The organism is Bacillus sp. ISL-46, assembly GCF_018613205.1.
This window is the reverse complement of record NZ_JAGGQR010000013.1, coordinates 181,708-199,350: the sequence shown is the minus strand read 5'-3', so window position 1 is coordinate 199,350 and position 17,643 is coordinate 181,708. Positions and strand designations below refer to the sequence as shown.

11 protein-coding genes and 1 pseudogene are annotated in these 17,643 nt (G+C 38.9%); all 12 read right to left on the bottom strand.

What is annotated here, in order from left to right; all coding sequences use genetic code 11:
* Positions 1-20: 20 nt before the first annotated feature.
* Entirely contained in the window at positions 21-1,517 is a 1,497-nt protein-coding gene (locus J7E67_RS07965) for a glycoside hydrolase family 32 protein (RefSeq protein WP_214731325.1), read from the bottom strand.
* 77 nt (positions 1,518-1,594) lie between these two features.
* On the bottom strand, positions 1,595-1,837 hold the full coding sequence (locus tag J7E67_RS07960) for an aspartyl-phosphate phosphatase Spo0E family protein (protein ID WP_214715145.1): 243 nt from the start codon (positions 1,835-1,837) through the stop codon (positions 1,595-1,597).
* Positions 1,838-1,942: 105 nt separating this feature from the next.
* Positions 1,943-2,914 (bottom strand): PfkB family carbohydrate kinase, encoded by a 972-nt coding sequence (locus J7E67_RS07955; RefSeq protein ID WP_214715144.1) that lies wholly within the window; start codon positions 2,912-2,914, stop codon positions 1,943-1,945.
* Positions 2,915-2,986: 72 nt separating this feature from the next.
* Positions 2,987-4,627 carry an ABC transporter substrate-binding protein gene (locus J7E67_RS07950; protein WP_251026626.1) on the bottom strand — a complete coding sequence of 547 codons (1,641 nt, stop codon included), beginning with the start codon at positions 4,625-4,627 and terminating at the stop codon, positions 2,987-2,989.
* A gap of 85 nt (positions 4,628-4,712) precedes the next feature.
* Positions 4,713-5,627: a carbohydrate ABC transporter permease gene (locus tag J7E67_RS07945; protein WP_251026625.1), complete on the bottom strand. Its 915-nt coding sequence runs from the start codon at positions 5,625-5,627 to the stop codon at positions 4,713-4,715.
* A 17-nt stretch (positions 5,628-5,644) separates the two neighbouring features.
* Positions 5,645-6,601 (bottom strand): ABC transporter permease, encoded by a 957-nt coding sequence (locus tag J7E67_RS07940; RefSeq protein WP_214715143.1) that lies wholly within the window; start codon positions 6,599-6,601, stop codon positions 5,645-5,647.
* Positions 6,602-6,900: 299 nt separating this feature from the next.
* Positions 6,901-7,875 carry a LacI family DNA-binding transcriptional regulator gene (locus J7E67_RS07935; RefSeq protein WP_214715142.1) on the bottom strand — a complete coding sequence of 325 codons (975 nt, stop codon included), beginning with the start codon at positions 7,873-7,875 and terminating at the stop codon, positions 6,901-6,903.
* Between the two features lie 144 nt (positions 7,876-8,019).
* Complete coding sequence (locus tag J7E67_RS07930; RefSeq protein ID WP_214715140.1) at positions 8,020-8,832, bottom strand: Cof-type HAD-IIB family hydrolase; 813 nt, start codon at positions 8,830-8,832, stop codon at positions 8,020-8,022.
* Between the two features lie 168 nt (positions 8,833-9,000).
* Entirely contained in the window at positions 9,001-10,788 is a 1,788-nt protein-coding gene (locus J7E67_RS07925) for an ABC transporter ATP-binding protein (RefSeq protein ID WP_214715138.1), read from the bottom strand.
* Entirely contained in the window at positions 10,775-12,544 is a 1,770-nt protein-coding gene (locus J7E67_RS07920) for an ABC transporter ATP-binding protein (protein WP_214715136.1), read from the bottom strand. Before J7E67_RS07920 ends, J7E67_RS07925 begins: the two co-directional genes overlap by 14 nt.
* 109 nt (positions 12,545-12,653) lie before the next feature.
* Positions 12,654-13,655, bottom strand: coding sequence for a carbohydrate kinase family protein (locus J7E67_RS07915; protein WP_214715134.1), 1,002 nt, complete (start codon positions 13,653-13,655; stop codon positions 12,654-12,656).
* Positions 13,656-13,805: 150 nt separating this feature from the next.
* Positions 13,806-17,538: pseudogene (locus tag J7E67_RS07910) on the bottom strand (GH32 C-terminal domain-containing protein).
* Between the last annotated feature and the right edge of the window lie 105 nt (positions 17,539-17,643).

Genomic DNA, 17,643 nt, shown 5'->3' with positions numbered 1-17,643 from the left:
CTATTACCCTTTTCACTGCATTATCGCCAGACAGATTTTAACGTAAAGAGCTCAAGCGACTGCAACTTAACTTCTCCGTTTTTTACATAGAGCTCAATTTGCTTACTTTCTTCATTTGGGAAGATTAAGTCCGTTATCACCGACTTTCCGCCGTTTCCAAACACCTCTACCGATGACTGATCAACAAAAACATGCAAGATGATCATATTATTTTCTAGCAGTAGATGGCTCTCATGTTTTCCGGCGAAGTCCTCATGGAAAGCAGCCTCTCCCGAATTGGTTCGATCAACAAATAATGTTTGTTTTTTTACGTCATAACCAATTATCGTTTCTTCATTGGCTCCCTTACAAACCTTGAATCCAAATTCCGCTGCTGAACCAATTTCAAACTCGGCAACGATTTCGAATGTGTTACTCTTTACATTATCTAAAAGATTTTTTCCAGGTACAACTCGTTCGTTTTCTAATACTATCTTTTCATGACGAAGACTTTGTAATTCATGAATCGGGTTTTGTACGAGACGAATTCCTTCTTCAGTTTTCTTTAATCCAAGTACTCTCGGAATCGTCGTTGCACTTCGCCATTCTTTTGTAGGCGTAATATTGGCATAACTCCAGTTACTCATCCAGCCAATATAGATCCTTCTTCCGTCTGCGGCCGGAACATCAGACCAGCTGACTCCTGCATAATTATCGCGGCCATGGTCAATCCAAAGAGTCGTTTCTGGTTCGTGATGATTGAAAAATGTTTTACCATCAAAATCTCCAATAAAATATTGTGTTCTCGATCCTTCTTTATATTTTGGGTCGTTGCCAATGCTGACAAATAGCACCCATTTTTTCTGATTGGAATCACCATCAACAGGTAATTCAAACAGGTCAGGACATTCCCAAACACCCTGATGGGAGCCATGACCTTCTCCAAACTCACTGGCAAACTCCCAAGCTATTAAATTTTTGGAAGTATAGATTCTAATCGTTTGGCCTGCGGCTAAAACCATGACCCATTGATTGGTTTCACGATGCCAGAACACTTTTGGATCACGAAAATCTGTGATACTTTCTTCTTGGAGAACAGGGTTCTCCTCATATTTTACCCATGTCCGCCCATTATCCTTGCTATGGGCAAGACTCTGCCTTTGTCGTGGACGGTCCGAATCAGGGTATGTATCAGCATGAGTAAAAATCGCCACTAACCCTGATTCCCCTCCAAAGAAACCGCTTGTGTCATTCCAATCCACGACTGCACTCCCCGAAAAAATCGTTCCATGCTCATCGGGAGCCAAACCAATTGGGAGGTGTTCCCAGTGAACAAGATCTTTACTTACCGCATGCCCCCAATGCATCGGACCCCATGTCGTTCCATTGGGATGATATTGATAAAATAAATGATATTCTCCGTTATAATACACCATCCCATTCGGGTCATTCATCCATTGGCGCTCCGGTGAGAAGTGATACTGCGGACGGTATTTTTCGGTATAATACTGTTTTTTTTCCAGGACGTTATTATTCATTTCTTACACTTTCCCTTTCTCAGGAACTCTTTTTTTTAAGGCTTTGTTAAGGTTTGCTGTTGATTATTTCAGTTAAACTATTTACTATGAGTAATATTTACAGGCTCAATCTTGTTTTCATCATAATAAAGACTCTTTGCTGTTGATAAAGATTGAGAATGGTATATGTTTGTTTGCAACATGATGATTTTTCCATCTAATTGCTGACTAATTTTTATTACACATGGATCAGAAATGCCCTTCTTCTTTGCTAATTCGTACATACTCTGGCGAAATTCATCTATAGTCTCCCGTAAAGCTGCTACAGTCCCCAAAACCATTGATTTTATTTCCTTTCCACAGTTTATCGAATATTGTTAATATTTAAAAACTAATCTATCTATATAAAACCAGCACAGACTTTTACCCTCCACCCAAAATCAACACTAGCCTTTAACAAAGCCTTTTTTTAAAAACCTTTCAACCTGATCGATGGTTGGAATACTGGGAATTCCACCTTTTCCTTCTGTCGTTAGGGCACCAACTGCATTAGCAAAAGTAACCATTTCTTCAAATTCTGATGCAGTTAAATGAGCTACCGGTTTTTTCCTTTCAAGGATTTGATATAATACACCGCCAACAAAGGCATCTCCCGCTCCCGTTGTATCGACAACGTTTACTTGATACCCTTTTTTACTGGCATATCCTTGTATGCTTCGGTAAAAACAGCCTTCTGGCCCTAACGTGACAAATATTACAGCTGTACCAAATTGTTCCTGTAAAACTTCCGTGCCCTTTATGACATCACGATAGCTGGTTAAAAATTCCAGTTCCTCCTCTGAAATTTTAACGATGTCAGCATATTCAAATCCCTTTAAAATCTGCCGCTTTGCTTCATCAAGTGACCTCCACAAAGGAGTTCGCAAATTCGGATCATAGGAAATCGTTACATTATGCTTTTTTGCATATTCCAATGCGGTAAAAGTGGCAGTGGCTGCAGGTTCATTTGTTAACGATAAAGAACCGAAATGAAAGATACGGGACTGTTTGATTGTATCTTCATCAATATCATTTTTCTCCAGCATGATATCGGCTCCTGGATTTCGATAAAAACTAAAGGAACGATCCCCTTTTTCATCTAAATGAACAAAAGCTAGTGTTGTATTGACTGTTTCCGAGAATAAAAGATTGCTTGTATCAATCTTTTGGCCTTCTAAGACACCCTTGAGAATATGACCAAATTGATCGTGCCCCACTTTTCCAATAAACGCCGTTTTCTTATTTAATCTGGAGAGTGCCACTAGGACATTGGCCGGTGCCCCGCCAGGGTTTGTTTCAAATAATACATGGCCCTTTTCCGAATGACCGGAGGGTGTGAAATCAATTAAAACTTCTCCTAAAGCCGTGACATCAAACATGTACATCATCCTATTTCTTATTTTTTGAAAAGAAAAGCCAGACGAGAAAGGATATCTGGCTTTATATTGGGATTATTGTTTGTTATAGCGGTCTAATCCTTTTTGGTAAACTTTCATTAATTTATCAAGACCCATATCATTTAATTGATTCACATACGCATCCCATTCCTTCTCAATTCCTCCCTCGATCAACCATTGAGCTTCTTTTTGCTTCACAAAGGCTTTAATTTCCGGCTCAATCGTATTAATCACTTCAAGCTCTTCAGGGCTAAAGAAGATGGCAGGATAGCTTTCTTGTACCATATGTGGTTTATAATACTGGTCAAGAATTTGTAATCTTTCCTTTGCTCTTGGCTCCATGTCTACAACTTTGCCAAAGTGCTCCTTTAAGACTACAAACGGACCGCCCGGAGCAACCTTTTGACGTAATTCACCCATTGCTACGCCTGCTGGAAGCTCTTTATTCACTAACATGCCATTCGCATCTTCCTCGTAAATTTCACCAATTGGGCCCCAGTTAATTTGTGCTGACATTTTTGGCTCATATAATTGGTCAACCCAGCGCATCGTAATCTCAGGGTTCTTGTTTGCTGAGGTAATCACAAAGGCATCTCTTCCATACTCAGAATAGTTTGAACGCCCAATGACAACTTTGCCATCTTTCCCTTTTAATGGAGGTAATACCACGTAATCTTTCACTCGATCTGGTCCAACCACTTCCGTATTTTCCCACCAAATGAAAGAGCCAAGTGTTGGATTCTGCGTTTTCCCTTTTGCAAAAAGCTGCTCTGTCTTTTGGGTGACAACCTCAGGGTCAATTAAACCTTCTTTTACCCAGCCGTTATAATACTTAATAGCTTCCTTAAATTCCGGCTGAACCGCTGCATAAATAACTTTTCCATCTCTGACGATGCGGTGATCGGCTTCAAATGGAGCATCCGGCAGCCCGAATAATCCAATTAAATCTCCTTCATTCCCGCACCAGCCGTTATACCAGAAAGTCAGCCCAATTTCATCTTTCTTACCGTTTCCGTTCGCATCCTTTTCGACAAATGCCTTTAACACATCATGATATTCTTCTAATGTCGTTGGCATTTGCAGACCCAGTTTATCTAACCATGTTTTATTAATGAACATAATGTTAGGCATTCCGATTAAATCCATTTCTTCTGCACGCGGCAGGGAATAAATATGTCCATCCGGTGCTGTTACAACTTTTTTCAAGTCTGGTCTTTGTTCAAATAACTTTTCTAAATTCGGGGCATATTCGTCAATTAAATCCTCTAATGGGATAATGGTACCATTCTGACCATTTTGCACAAGATCATTATCGGAAAAGCCTGACGCATAGAACGCATCTGGCAGGTCACCACTTGCCAGCATTAAGTTTTTCTTTTCTTGATATCCATCACCAGGGATATTATTCCATTTAATTTGAACGTTTGTTGCTTTTTGAAGTCGGTCAAAAATCACCATTTTGGAATAGTCGGGTGCGAGAGCTGCCTTTGGTGAAACAATGTTTAGCGTTACTTGTTTGTCGACAATCGGTAAACCTGTTTTATGAAAGGCAGCATCTGCTTTTTTATCGGAACTAGCTGAATCGTTGTTTGAGCAGCCAGTTAATGCTAATGAAGCACTTAATCCTAAAACCAACGCCATTGCCATGCTCTTTTTCTTGTTTTTCTGGACATTTTTCTTGATTGATTTCAACATTTGATTTTCCCCCTATTAGATCGATTAAATGGATGGCAAACTATCAATAACGTCGACCACCACCCCTTATTGCAAATCATTTCGATTAACCTTTAATTCCACCGATCATAACACCCTTGACAAAGTATTTTTGAACAAATGGATAGACGATTAAAAGCGGGATGGAAGCGACAATAATCACACCGTATTTAATTAGCTCAGACACTCTTTGTTTTGCGGCCAAGGAGTCCAAATCACTGATCATCATTGTGGATGACTGATTTTGAATTAAAATGTTTCGTAAAATTAATTGCAATGGATATAAGTTTTCATTATTCAAATAGATTAAAGCATCAAAATAAGAGTTCCAGTGCCCCACTGCATAAAATAGGACCATAACAGCCACAATCGGTTTTGATAAAGGAAGGACAATCTTCCAGAAAAATTTCACATCCGAGCATCCATCTATTCGTGCCGCTTCTAATAACTCATTAGGAATAGAGGACTCAAAAAACGTTTTGGCCACAATGACGTTCCATACCGCAACAGCTTTTGGAAGGATTAGCGCCCACATAGTGTTAAGCAAACCAAGATTCTTAACAACCAGGTATGTAGGAATTAATCCGCCTGAGAAAAACATTGTCATGAGGAATAAAAACATAATCACATTTCTTCCATATAAATCTTTTCTTGATAATGCATAGGCAGCCATTAAGGTAAAAGAAACGTTTACAATCGTACCAACCACCGTATAGATGATGGAGTTCTTATAGCCCAGCCAAATCTTGCTGTCTCCAAAGATTCGCTGATACCCTTCAAGGGTCAGCTCTTTCGGCAATAGCCATACCTTTCCTTCGTAAATCATGTTTGGGTCACTGATAGAGGCAATTACAATAAAGTACAATGGATAGACTACCAATAGTAAGATGATCGCGACCAGAAAAAAGTTAATAATATCAAAGACCTTATCTTCCTTCGATTTTCTTGTCATTCTCTTATTCTTTAAAGCTAATATACTCATTTATGCTGCACCTCCTGTTACCATAATCCTGTTCCGGATAATTTTTTCGCAAACTTATTTACTAAGACTAATAAAACTAAGTTAATCACTGAATTAAACAATCCTACTGCGGCAGCAAAACTATATTGCGCCTGCAGTAACCCCATCTTATAAACATAGGTTGGGATAATCTCTGCTGCCGGCTGGTTCATTGGTGTTTGTAACAGGTAAGCCTTTTCAAAACCAATATTCATAATGTTACCAACGTTTAGAATTAATAGAATAACAGCCGTTGGCATAATCGCCGGAATATCCACATGAAAAATCCGCTGCCACTTATTTGCTCCATCCATTACCGCAGCCTCATGCAGTTCAGGGCTGACTCCTGCAAGCGCTGCTAGATATATAATCGCAGCCCATCCGGTTTCTTGCCAAACGCCTGAGGCAATATATAATGGTTTAAACCAATCAGGTTTTGCCATAAACGAAATCGGATCGCCGCCAAAAATCAGGATTAAGTTATTAATAAGCCCATTGTTTGAAAAGAAGACATAAATCATACCCGCTAAGACAACTACTGATATAAAATGCGGCGCATAAACAACTGTTTGAACAAAACGTTTGTACTTATCACTTCTAATTTGGTTCATCATGAGAGCTAGAAAAATTGGAAGCGGAAAACCAACGATTAGTTGTATAACGCTAAGACCAAGAGTATTTTTAATCAGGCTCCAAAATTGATAGGAATCGAAAAATCGCTCAAAATGTTTAAATCCAACCCATGGACTTCCCATAATTCCTTTTGTTGCAACAAAATCTTTAAAAGCAATTAATATTCCATACATCGGAACATAATGGAAAACAATAAAATAAACTAAAGCGGGTAAAAGAAATAAATAGAGCTGATAACTACTCAAGATTTTTTTTAGTTTTGATGCTTTTTTTACTTGGATGGGTAAATCGATTACCGAATTTGCTTTCCTAACCACTTCCATATCCTTGCCTCACTTTCAACAATGTTTTTTTGTTTTGTCTAACATTTCAATTGAAACGTTTCCAACAATAGCTAAAAAAATTTGTATTATCTAAACCGTTTCTTCCTTTCTTTACATCATAGGTATTCGATAAATCTCTTACTTGAACGTTTCATTGAAACGTTTCCAAAGAGAGTTAAAAAAATTATATATCTAAGGTTCCTCCCTCTCTGTAACGAGAGGCATTCGATAAATCCTTATCCTCCAGCGTTTCAATTGAAACGTTTCCAACGAAGAGTTAAAAAAATTGCAAATAATACCTAAGTTGTTTCGCCCTCTCTGTACATGACAGGGATTCGATAAATCTCTTGCTCCAGTGCTCCACCTTCAATCTTTCTTAAGAGAAGCTTTACAGACATTCTTGCCATTTCTTCAACCGGCTGCCGGATCGTTGATAGAATTGGATGAAACAGCTTATTATCCTGAATTCCATCATAACCAATTACTTTTACATCCTCTGGAGTTCGTATTCCATGTTGTTTGGCTTTATCAATATATTTGGCGGCTAGCAGGTCAGTATTAGCAAATATGCCGGAAACATTATGATGTTCTTTTATTTTAAAGAAATTTTCGAAATATTCATCATCATTATAAACAGCATCATGCTCCTCATAAATGATATATTCAATCCCTTGATCCTTTGATTCATCTATAAATCCTTTCTTCCGAAGTTCGACCTCACTGTAGGCAGAACTAGTGATTCCAAGATACGCCGCTTTTTGTGCTCCCGCCTTTACAAGTTCTTTTAGCGCAATGCGGCCGCCAGTATAGTTATCTGAAGTTACACATGTGATTTTTTTTCCAAAATGGCGGTCAATGCTGATAATAGGAATATCGGTGTTCACTCTATCCTCGATGTCGTTGTAAGTAATCCCGATAATACCTGCTACTTTATTCTGATTGAGCCTATCTAAATAATAAAGCTCTTTGTCAGGTCTGCCTCCACTATTGCAGAGCATCAATTTAAAACCTTCTCGGTCAAGCTCATCTTCGATATAATAGGCTAGCTCCGAAAAAAATGGATGCCATATACTAGGGAGCAATAGCGCAACCATTTTTGATTTTTGCATTTTAAAGTTTCTTGCCACTTCATTAGGTATGTAATTTAATTGTTTGATCGCAGCATTCACTTTCTCCCGTGTTTCGTTCCTTACATTCGGATGATTGTTAATGACTCTTGAAACAGTGCCAACTCCGACTCCTGCTAGGTCTGCAACATCTTTTAAACTTGGCACTACTACTACCTCCCATATTAAAGCGATTTTCATAAACTTATGATACCACTACTTGGAAACGTTTCCATGTACCTATGATATCATCATCTTGGAAACGTTTCAACGTTTTTTTAAAAAAATAAATTAATTTTTCTGATTACTTTTTCAAGATAGAATGTATTTTTTTAATGCCTCTGCTACACCGTCCTCATCATTGGAAAGTGTGATATCATTAGCAATTTGTTTCACTTGTTCCGGTGCATTTCCCATGGCAATTCCAAGTCCCGCAAATTCGATCATATTCATATCGTTATAGTTGTCGCCTATTGCGATAATCTCGTTTTTTAGGATATCAAACTCTTTGCATAAAAATTCAATGGCAGAAGTTTTGGTTGTATGTTTGGGCATTATTTCTAAGTAGGTAGGTTTTGAAGGGTATATATTTAAATAGCTAGAGAGATAATCATTTATTTTTACATCCAATTGATGTATCTTATGGGATTCGGCCATACATAAAATTTTATTAGGTCCAGTATTTCCTTGCTCCCACATCATAAATAAGGTACTAAAATCTAAAATTGAAGGAGTAATATTCGTAATTTCACTCTCTTGTTTCGCCCAATCATCCATTTCTTCTATATACCATTCATCATCCTTATATAAACTGATATGTATGCCGATACTTTTGACAATGTTATACACCTGCTTAACATCTGAAACTGGTATCGTAATGTTTAATAGCGTATCACGATTATTCCAAATGAACGCACCGCTGTAACAAATAATAGGCTGTACGATATTTAATGCTTGCTGCAAGAACTTTATCCCTTTAGGCATTCTTGCAGAAACTAGGATGACTGGAATTTGTTTTTCAATAGCAACTTTCTGGATTACTTGTTTCGTTTTTTCCGTAATCTCATGCCTGGAATTCAGTAATGTCCCATCAATATCCAAACATACCATTTTGAAATTACCCATATGAATCCCCCTAGTCCTTAATAAAATATTTTTAGTCGGAATTTATAACAAGTGTCTAAATTTTTAGTAAGCTAATATATAAATATATCGTCGATTTAAAGATCATGAATATATTGTCAATAATAATTGGTTTTCTTCTTTAAGGTAACTAATTTTGTCCTTTTACCTTTATGAACTGACACAAATCTCATTACCGCGCTGTGAATGGTATAGCTTCCAGTAATACCCCTTACGCCTAATTAATTCGTAATGGGATCCCTCCTCTATGATTCTACCTTTTTCAATGAAAAGAATACGGGTTGCGTTTTGAATCGTCGAAAGCCGGTGGGCGATAATAAAGGATGTTCTGCCTTTCAGTACCGTCTCCAGTCCTTTTTGCAAGGCCAGCTCCGTTTCCGTATCGATCGATGAAGTCGCTTCATCGAGGATTAATATTTTCGGATCGGCCAATAGTGCCCTGGCAAAAGAGATCAGCTGCCTCTGTCCAGTAGAAAGACTTGTGCCTCTCTCATTTACTTCGGTTTGATATCTATCCTTCAAACGGCTGATAAACTGATGAGCCTGCACCGCTTTTGCAGCCTCTAACACTTCTTCATCTGTCGCATCCAGCCGGCCATAGCGGATATTATCCATAATCGTTCCCGAAAAAACAAACGGATCTTGGAGCATGATTCCCATTTGCTTCCTAAGCGATGGGATCGTTACCGTCTTAATATCAATCCCGTCAATTTCAATTTTCCCACTATTAATATCATAAAAACGACTAATCAAGCTTATGATCGTGGTTTTCCCTGATCCTGTTGCACCGACAAGAGCGATCCTTTCACCTGGATTTACCTTGAAATTAATATTGTTGAGGGTTTTCCCCTCTTTCTCATACCCAAAAACAACATTCTTATATTCAACCATCCCTTGAATTTCGGGAAGCTGAGCAGCATTTGGAGCATTGTTTACCGTTGGCTTTTCATCCATCATTTCAAAAATTCGTTCCAAATAGGCCATCGCATTAATGATGGCATTATAAAAATTCCCGATGTTCGCTAAAGGCATCCAGAACATCCATATATAGCCTATAAAAGCAACCAGTGAACCAACCGTGACCCCGTGACCGATCATCGCTATGCCGAGAATGTAGATAAACGAAACCGTTAGGACTGAAATAATCTCAATGGAAGGCCATAGCAGAAATTGTATTTTCACTGCCTTCATCCATGAGCCTCGATAGCTCTCAGCCACTTCACCAAAAATACGTTTATTTTCTGACTCTCTGGAAAAGGCTTGAGTAACCTTAATTCCATTAATACTTTCATGAATATATGCATTCATATTGGATTGCTTGTTACTTAAAGTTTGCCAGGCTTTCCGCTGGGCATTTTTTATAAAAAATATCACCGCGGCCAGTACTGGAAAACCAGCCATGGCATACAGCGTAAGTTTTACATCAATCGATAACATAAAACCGAGAATAACAAACAGGCTGAAAAGATCGGTGATCAAATTAATGATTCCATTTGAAAGCAAATCACTTAAAGAATTAACATAGTTTACAACTCTCACTAAAATTTTTCCATGCGGCCTGCTATCGTAAAAAGAGAATGATAGTTTTTGCAAATGAGTAAATAAATCTTTCCTAATATTTTGGATGATACTCTGTCCAGTCTCAGTCATGATTCGAATCCGATATTTCATACAGATCCCGCTAATCAACAGGGCGATTACGTAAATACCCGCAAGAATGAATAAGCCCCCAACGTCTTTGTTTGGGATTTTCACGTCAATGGCTTGTTTAATCATATACGGCCCGATTAAATTCGCACCGCTGGCGATCAGCATCATGAAAACGGTAAAAAGGATCTTTTTTTGGTGAGGCTTTATATAAATTAACAACCGTTTAAATTGAATAAGACTAAATGGTGACTCTAACTCCTCATCGACATCAAATTTATTTCGTACCATTGATATAGATCACTTCCTTTCCATGGTGCTGTTCTTCAAAATTTCCATATTGATTTTTAAATACGTTAGCGTAGTAGCCCTTTTTCTTAAGCAGTTCTTCATGCTTCCCTCTTTCAATAATCCTTCCATTTTCCATAACAAGAATCAAATCCGCCTCTTTAACAGATGTAATCCGATGGGCAATAATGAAACAGGTTTTATCCTGATGGATAGACTTCAACGTTTTTTGAATACGAAGTTCGGTTTCCATATCGACACTTGAGGTTGTATCATCAAGGATGAGAATCGATGGATCTTTCAGAATCGCCCGTGCCAAAGCAATCCGCTGCCTTTGCCCCCCGGAAAGCCCTACCCCTCGTTCACCAATGATCGTTTCGTAACTATCAGGCAGCTCAATAATAAAGTTGTGTGCCTCTGCCATTTTCGCAGCCGTTTGAACGGATTCTATCGACGCTTCAGGATTTCCATAAGCGATATTTCCTTCAATCGTATCTGAAAAAAGGAAAATATCCTGCATCACCATGGCCATGCTTTCCCGTAATTTGTGGATATCCCATTCCATCACATTGATTCCGTCCACGCTTACTTCTCCACTATCCGTATCATAGAATCTGCTTAGAAGATTCACTAATGTTGATTTCCCGGCACCAGTCGGCCCAATAATTCCAATCGTTTGACCCGGCATGCCTTTAAAGGTAATATCCTTCAACACCGACTCTTCACCATAACTAAAGGAGACTTGTTTGAAATCAACGATCCCTTTGAAATTTTCCACGTTCTTTTTATTGACAGCATTGGTGATTTTCGGTTCTTCATTTAATAATTCTTCCACTTTTTCAGCAGAAGCAATAAACCGCTGGACATCATTTATCAACCAGCCAGCCATCCGCATCGGATTATTTAGCGCCCATATCAAGGAATTGAACGTAACTAATTCTCCAAGAGAAATAGAATTATTAATTACCATAATCCCACCAACTACGATCATGACAACTGTTAACATCCCTGCAAGTGAATCAAGTACGGGCAAGTACTTTTCCCATACTCTTGCCGAGTTAAGATTCTTTTCCTTGAAACCTGTATTTTCTAATGAAAATTTTTCTATTTCATAATCTTCCTTCGCAAAGGCTTTTACCACTCGATTGCCGCTGATATTCTCCTGCACCACTGAATTCAACCTGGCAAACTGTTCCCGAATCGCAGAAAAAGTGGGTTTTACAGTATAGGTTAAACGAAAAGCAAAGAAACCAATAATCGGTGTTACGGCGAGCATGACCAAAGCTAACGGCGGATGTAGAGCAAACATGAATCCAATAGCAAACAGCAAAATGGTAACATTTTCAAAAATAATATAAATAGCCCATGCAGTAAAATGCCTGACTGCTTCTAAATCCCCAGTCATGCGCGCCATGACATCTCCCGTTTTTGTTCGATCATAAAAACTAAAATCCAATTGGTTAAGCCGAGTATACAACTCTTCCCTTATCGTAAAAATTACATTTTGCGAAATCCGCTCAAACATTAATTGATAACTATAACGAATCACTGTCTTGGTTATGGTTACACCAATCATTAATCCCAACAGGGGCCATAATAAATCATTCTGATGTCCATAAATAACCTTATCGATGATTTTACCGGCAATATAGGGATTAAACATATTTAGAACTGAAACAGCTAGCGCAAGTGAAAGTCCAATGAATAATCTAACCCGGTAATTCCGTATATATCCCCATATCCATCGCATGCTTTGCAAAGATCGTTTCCTCCTTCCAATTCTGTTTAAACATAAATACATCATATTATTGTTGCGGTCTTCGTATGAATGAGAAAAAATTTATTTAGGTATTCGAAACAGCCCTCCTTTAAAAAGAAAGGCTGTTTAATATTTCCCGCTGCGTCTCTTGAAAATGGATGACTTCCTCTTGAGTTGGTAAGGAAGAAATGGCGCCTACTTTCGTACAAACCATTGCTCCCACTTTATTACTAAAGTACATGATTTGTTTCAGTTGTTCGAAGTCTTTTAAAACTCTCTTTGGTTCTGTTGCTCTAGCCAACTGGTAAAGTGTTGCGCCTACGAATGCATCACCCGCACCGGTAGAATCGATAGAATCTACTTTTATACTTGGAACCATCTCCATATTTTGCCCATTAGAAATCATCGTTCCTTCTTTTCCTAAAGTAACCGCAACGACTAATGCTCCCAGTTGATGTAGAACTTCGATTCCATCACTTAAATCGTTCATGCCAGAGATAATTTTTAATTCCTCATCGCTTACTTTTACAAAATCAGCGATAGCGATTCCCTTTTGCGCTAACTCTACAAATTGGTCTCTTCTCCCTTTCCAAAGGTCAATTCGATAGTTAGGGTCAAATGAGATAAATTTACCTTCGTCCTTTGCTTCCTGCATGACATGTAAATAAGTCGATTGAAAGGGATCATTTAATAAAGCGGTCGCTGAACCAAAGTGTAGAATACTCGATTCTATTATTTTTTCTTTATCAAGCTCGTCTTCAGTTAAAAAAGCATCTGCCCCGCGATTAAATACGAAGTCTCTTTCTCCATTTGCTTTCAATGAAACAAAAGCTAGAGTTGTAGGATGCTCATTATCTAGTACAAGCATAGAGGTATCGACATTCACTTCTTCTAATATATTTTTTAAAAAATGACCAAACGGATCATTTCCAACTTTTCCACTGAATAGAGCACTGCCCCCTAATTTCACAATCGCAGCACAAACATTAGCAGGAGCTCCCCCTGCCTCTTTTTCAAAATTTTGACCTTGGACTAAGTCCATGTCCACATCTGTACAGAAAAAATCGATTAATAATTCTCCAATACAAATGACTGATGAATTGTTTTTCATTTTAGCTCAACCGTCCTTTCAAATTGTTCTATATAGTAACTTTTTCATGGCCTTGCAAAAACAAAGCTCTAACCTTTGATTAGAGCTCTGCCGAAAAATAAAATTACTTATCACTGGAAGTTAACGATAATTTGCGTTTTTTTTACTTCTTTATTTTATATCAGACGAAAGTGTCCACTGCTGACGCTCTAGATTCAGATTCAAATCATTAAGTGTCAAAATTCCCTCTCCCGATATTTCGAGTGCCTTGCCATTATGAACAGAAGTGATTCTTACAGTTCCATTATCATTTTTGGTAATTATCCAGCGCTGATTATTATAGCCAAGATAGTTGTACAGCTGAATTTTATTTTGCCCTGTATCCAGATCTATAGCTTTGCCGGCCTCTGTACGTATGGAATAAGAACCATAATCATCACCTGTCGGAATCAAAGTCCAGTTTATAGCTTTGTCTGCATCAGCTACGGTCACAGGCTCACCGTTTTGAGAATTAGCAGTATAAATCGCTTTGCCTGTTGCTATATTCGTAAAGCTTGTTACGGTTAAGTTTGCTTCTGACATATTGCTGACATTGACATTCTGATAGTAAGCTTGACCTCCAAAGACATTTAAACCAAAATGGCCTTCAGCAAAGGTTCCATCCTGTAAATCCATGATTTTTTGACCATCCACATAAATCTGAATGTGAGGACCCTTTGCTTCGATTTTCACTTTATATGTCTTTCCTGGTTGAATAAAGGCAGGCACTTTCGCAATGACCATACGGTCCACGAAGAGACCGTCAATCTTGTAAAAAAGGCGAAAAGCCTTCATGTTCGGATCAAGATTGAAGAATAACCGCTTCTACCGTCTTCACTTGCCCGGAACAGAATGGAACCTGCTCCTCCCGATTGTCCCAGTATCATATCTGCTTCATAAGTAAAGTCTCATGCCGTTTCCTTGGCCATATAGTTTGCATCACTTGTATACGTACCACGGATTCCATTTTCTGTGATGGTCCATTGGGAGGCAGAAAGATCTGCTTTCCATCCAGTGAGATTAGTATAGAATTCACCATCATACACTCTAACAACTACACTTGCTGAAGCCTTTCCATTTGCTGCAGAAGCTGTAATAATTGCTTCCCCTTTGCTTCCTGCTTTAAGTACTGCATTGGAGTTAGTGAAGGAGTCAACCCTCACTACATTCGAATCACTAGATGTCCATTTAATTGGCTGAGTTCCCTTTCCCTTTCGGTTCTCCGCGGAAGCAAACAACGTTAGAGCATCGCCAATATTCATCTCTCTTTGATTTGTATCCATTACAATTCTTGTATCCTCATCCGCATTTTGATTCCAGGTATTTGCTAGCGAATGTACCTTTAATGATACAATATTTACATCTCCCCCCTTGGTGTAGAAGTTCATACTGCGACTTGAAGGATCCGGGAAAATAACATCAGAAAAAACAACTTTCCCATCATTAGCAAATACTTCAATGGACGAATCGTCTACAAATATATTCATTTTGATACGTTTATTATCCGGTTTTAAAGAAGCTTCATGTAAAGTGGAAAAAAGGCTGGAGAAATCCTTCTCTCCTGACTCCGCACGATCTACAAATATTTGATTATCTGCTGTTTTGTAGCCCACGACTGTTTTTTGGTCGGCCCCTTCACGAACATGAAAACCAAATTCGGTTAATTTGCTGGTAGAAGGAATTTCAATCTCCGCTTCTATTTCAAATGCTCCTGAAGAGATTCCCTTCAACAAGTTGGAAGCATTAGTCGGATTGACTACCTTGTTCTGTGTCTGGAAAATGGTACTGCGAATCGACTGTATTTCCTTAATAGGAGCTTGTGCAAGTCTTATCCCTTCATCTGTTTTCACCAATCTTAATTCTCTCGGAATAGTCAGTTCTCCTTTCCAGTCCATAGTTGGAAAAGCGAATGGATAATCCCAGTTGGTCATCCATGCCATTATCACACGGCGGTTATCCGGCATATTGGCGAAGGACATAGATGCGTAGAACTCCTTCCCGTAATCCGTTTTCAGTACTTTACCTGCTGTATTGTCATTGACGAATTTACCATCAGCTGTCAAATGCCCTACAAAATACTCCGCATCGGATCCCTGCGTCTTTGGATTTGCACCTGTACTAATCATCAAAACCCATTTTTTCTCTTCCGTACCGTCTACCTGAAGTTCGAAGAGATCAGGGCATTCCCATACACCGCCATGAACATAATTTCCATAACCAAAATTATCAGTAAGCTTCCAATCAATTAGGTTAGTAGAAATAAAGAAGCGAATGTGATCTCCTCCAGATACAACCATGACCCATCGATTGTTTGCCTCATCTCGGACAACTTTAGGATCACGGAAGTCCCAGCCGCCTGGATCTTCTCCATTCCTGCCCGGATTCTCAATGACAATTGGGTGCTCCGTTGAATATTCCCAAGTACGTCCCTGATCAGTACTGTAGGCAAGACCAATCCGCTGATTACCATTTGTTCCATCCGGATTAAAGGAAGTGTAGTAGGCAATAAGCCCTTTACCACCAGAATTGCTGAATAAACCGGAAGCATTTTTTAGATCTGCTACAGCTGAACCAGACCAAACATGCCCGTAATCATTCCATGGCAAAGCAATAGGGAGACGGTTCCAATTCACCATATCCTTACTTACTGCATGAGCCCAAGTCCCCCCATCTTGGTGAAATAAATGATACTCGCCTTCAAAGTAGACGAGCCCATTCGGATCACTTACAGAGCCTCGAGCTGGAGTATAATGATAATCCGGTCGATATTTTTCTTTGTAATAGCTGGATGCTGGAACAAGATAAATATCCTGGAAGTAAGCAGAACCTGATGTTACAGAAAATCCGGCAAATCCAGTACTGTAACTCATATCCGCCACTTTTACAGCTGCCTCAGAATATCCATCAACATAAAGTTCGATTTGATTGCCGTTTGTTATAATTTCAAGATGGTGTTTAGCACCTTTTTCGGTTATATAGGTGCGGTCAGATGTTTTGAGCACAGTACCGTCCGCCTTCTCCAAATGTGCTTTGACAGTACTTCCTTCTTTCATAAGCACGGCCTGGTAACCAGTTGTTCCTTGTTCATTGGTACGAAATGAAAGTGCTGCTTCCGATGGATCTTGATCAAAAGAAATATTTCCTTCAAGCACAAAGTCGCTTGCACTCTTATTGTAGATTTGCTTGGCTTTCACACCATCAACAGCAATTCCCTTCAGACCTTTGATTGCTGGTTCCCAGCTTCCTTCCTTATATAGGGAAGGGCCTAGATTTGTAGAAAGTTCGCTAACTTTTACATTTTGAAACAACGCTGCTCCATCCCATACATTAAGGCCAAGAAAACCCTTATGATATGTAGCATTATGGACATCAATAATAGGAGCATACTGATTCCCCCAATAAACTTTGATATGATCTCCAACCACCTTCGATAGATTCCTCCCTCTTGCAGGTTAACTTGGAATTCCTCTTTTAATTTCTTCTCGTCACGAGCATCACGAAGACGAATGATTCCCGCATTTGGAACGATTTGCAGCATGTACGAGTCCCAGCCATCTTCATTAGAACGGAATACTAGGGTGGCGTCCGCATTCATGTCTATTATTTTTACATCCGATTCATAAATAAAATCTTCAGAATTAACACTTGATATAGCCATTACATTCTCTTTAGGTTCTGAAGTAAGCAAAAGTCCCTGTTCTGTGTCTTCTAACGTGCCTTTCCCTTTAATTTTCCAGTCTGTCAGATTAGTAATTGCTTTGGATACACTTTCAATAATTGTCGCACCCTCCCGCGTTTCTTTACTTCCAGTTTCATTCGATTCGGTTGCCCAGCCTGTTGTAGGATCAACAAGAATCGTGCCCATGGAGGCAGCGATAAGTACGATGGACAAAAATACAGAAGTCCATTTTATCAAAGTTGGTTTCATCCTTTGCCCTCTCTTCCAAAAACAAGGCTCTAACCCAATTAA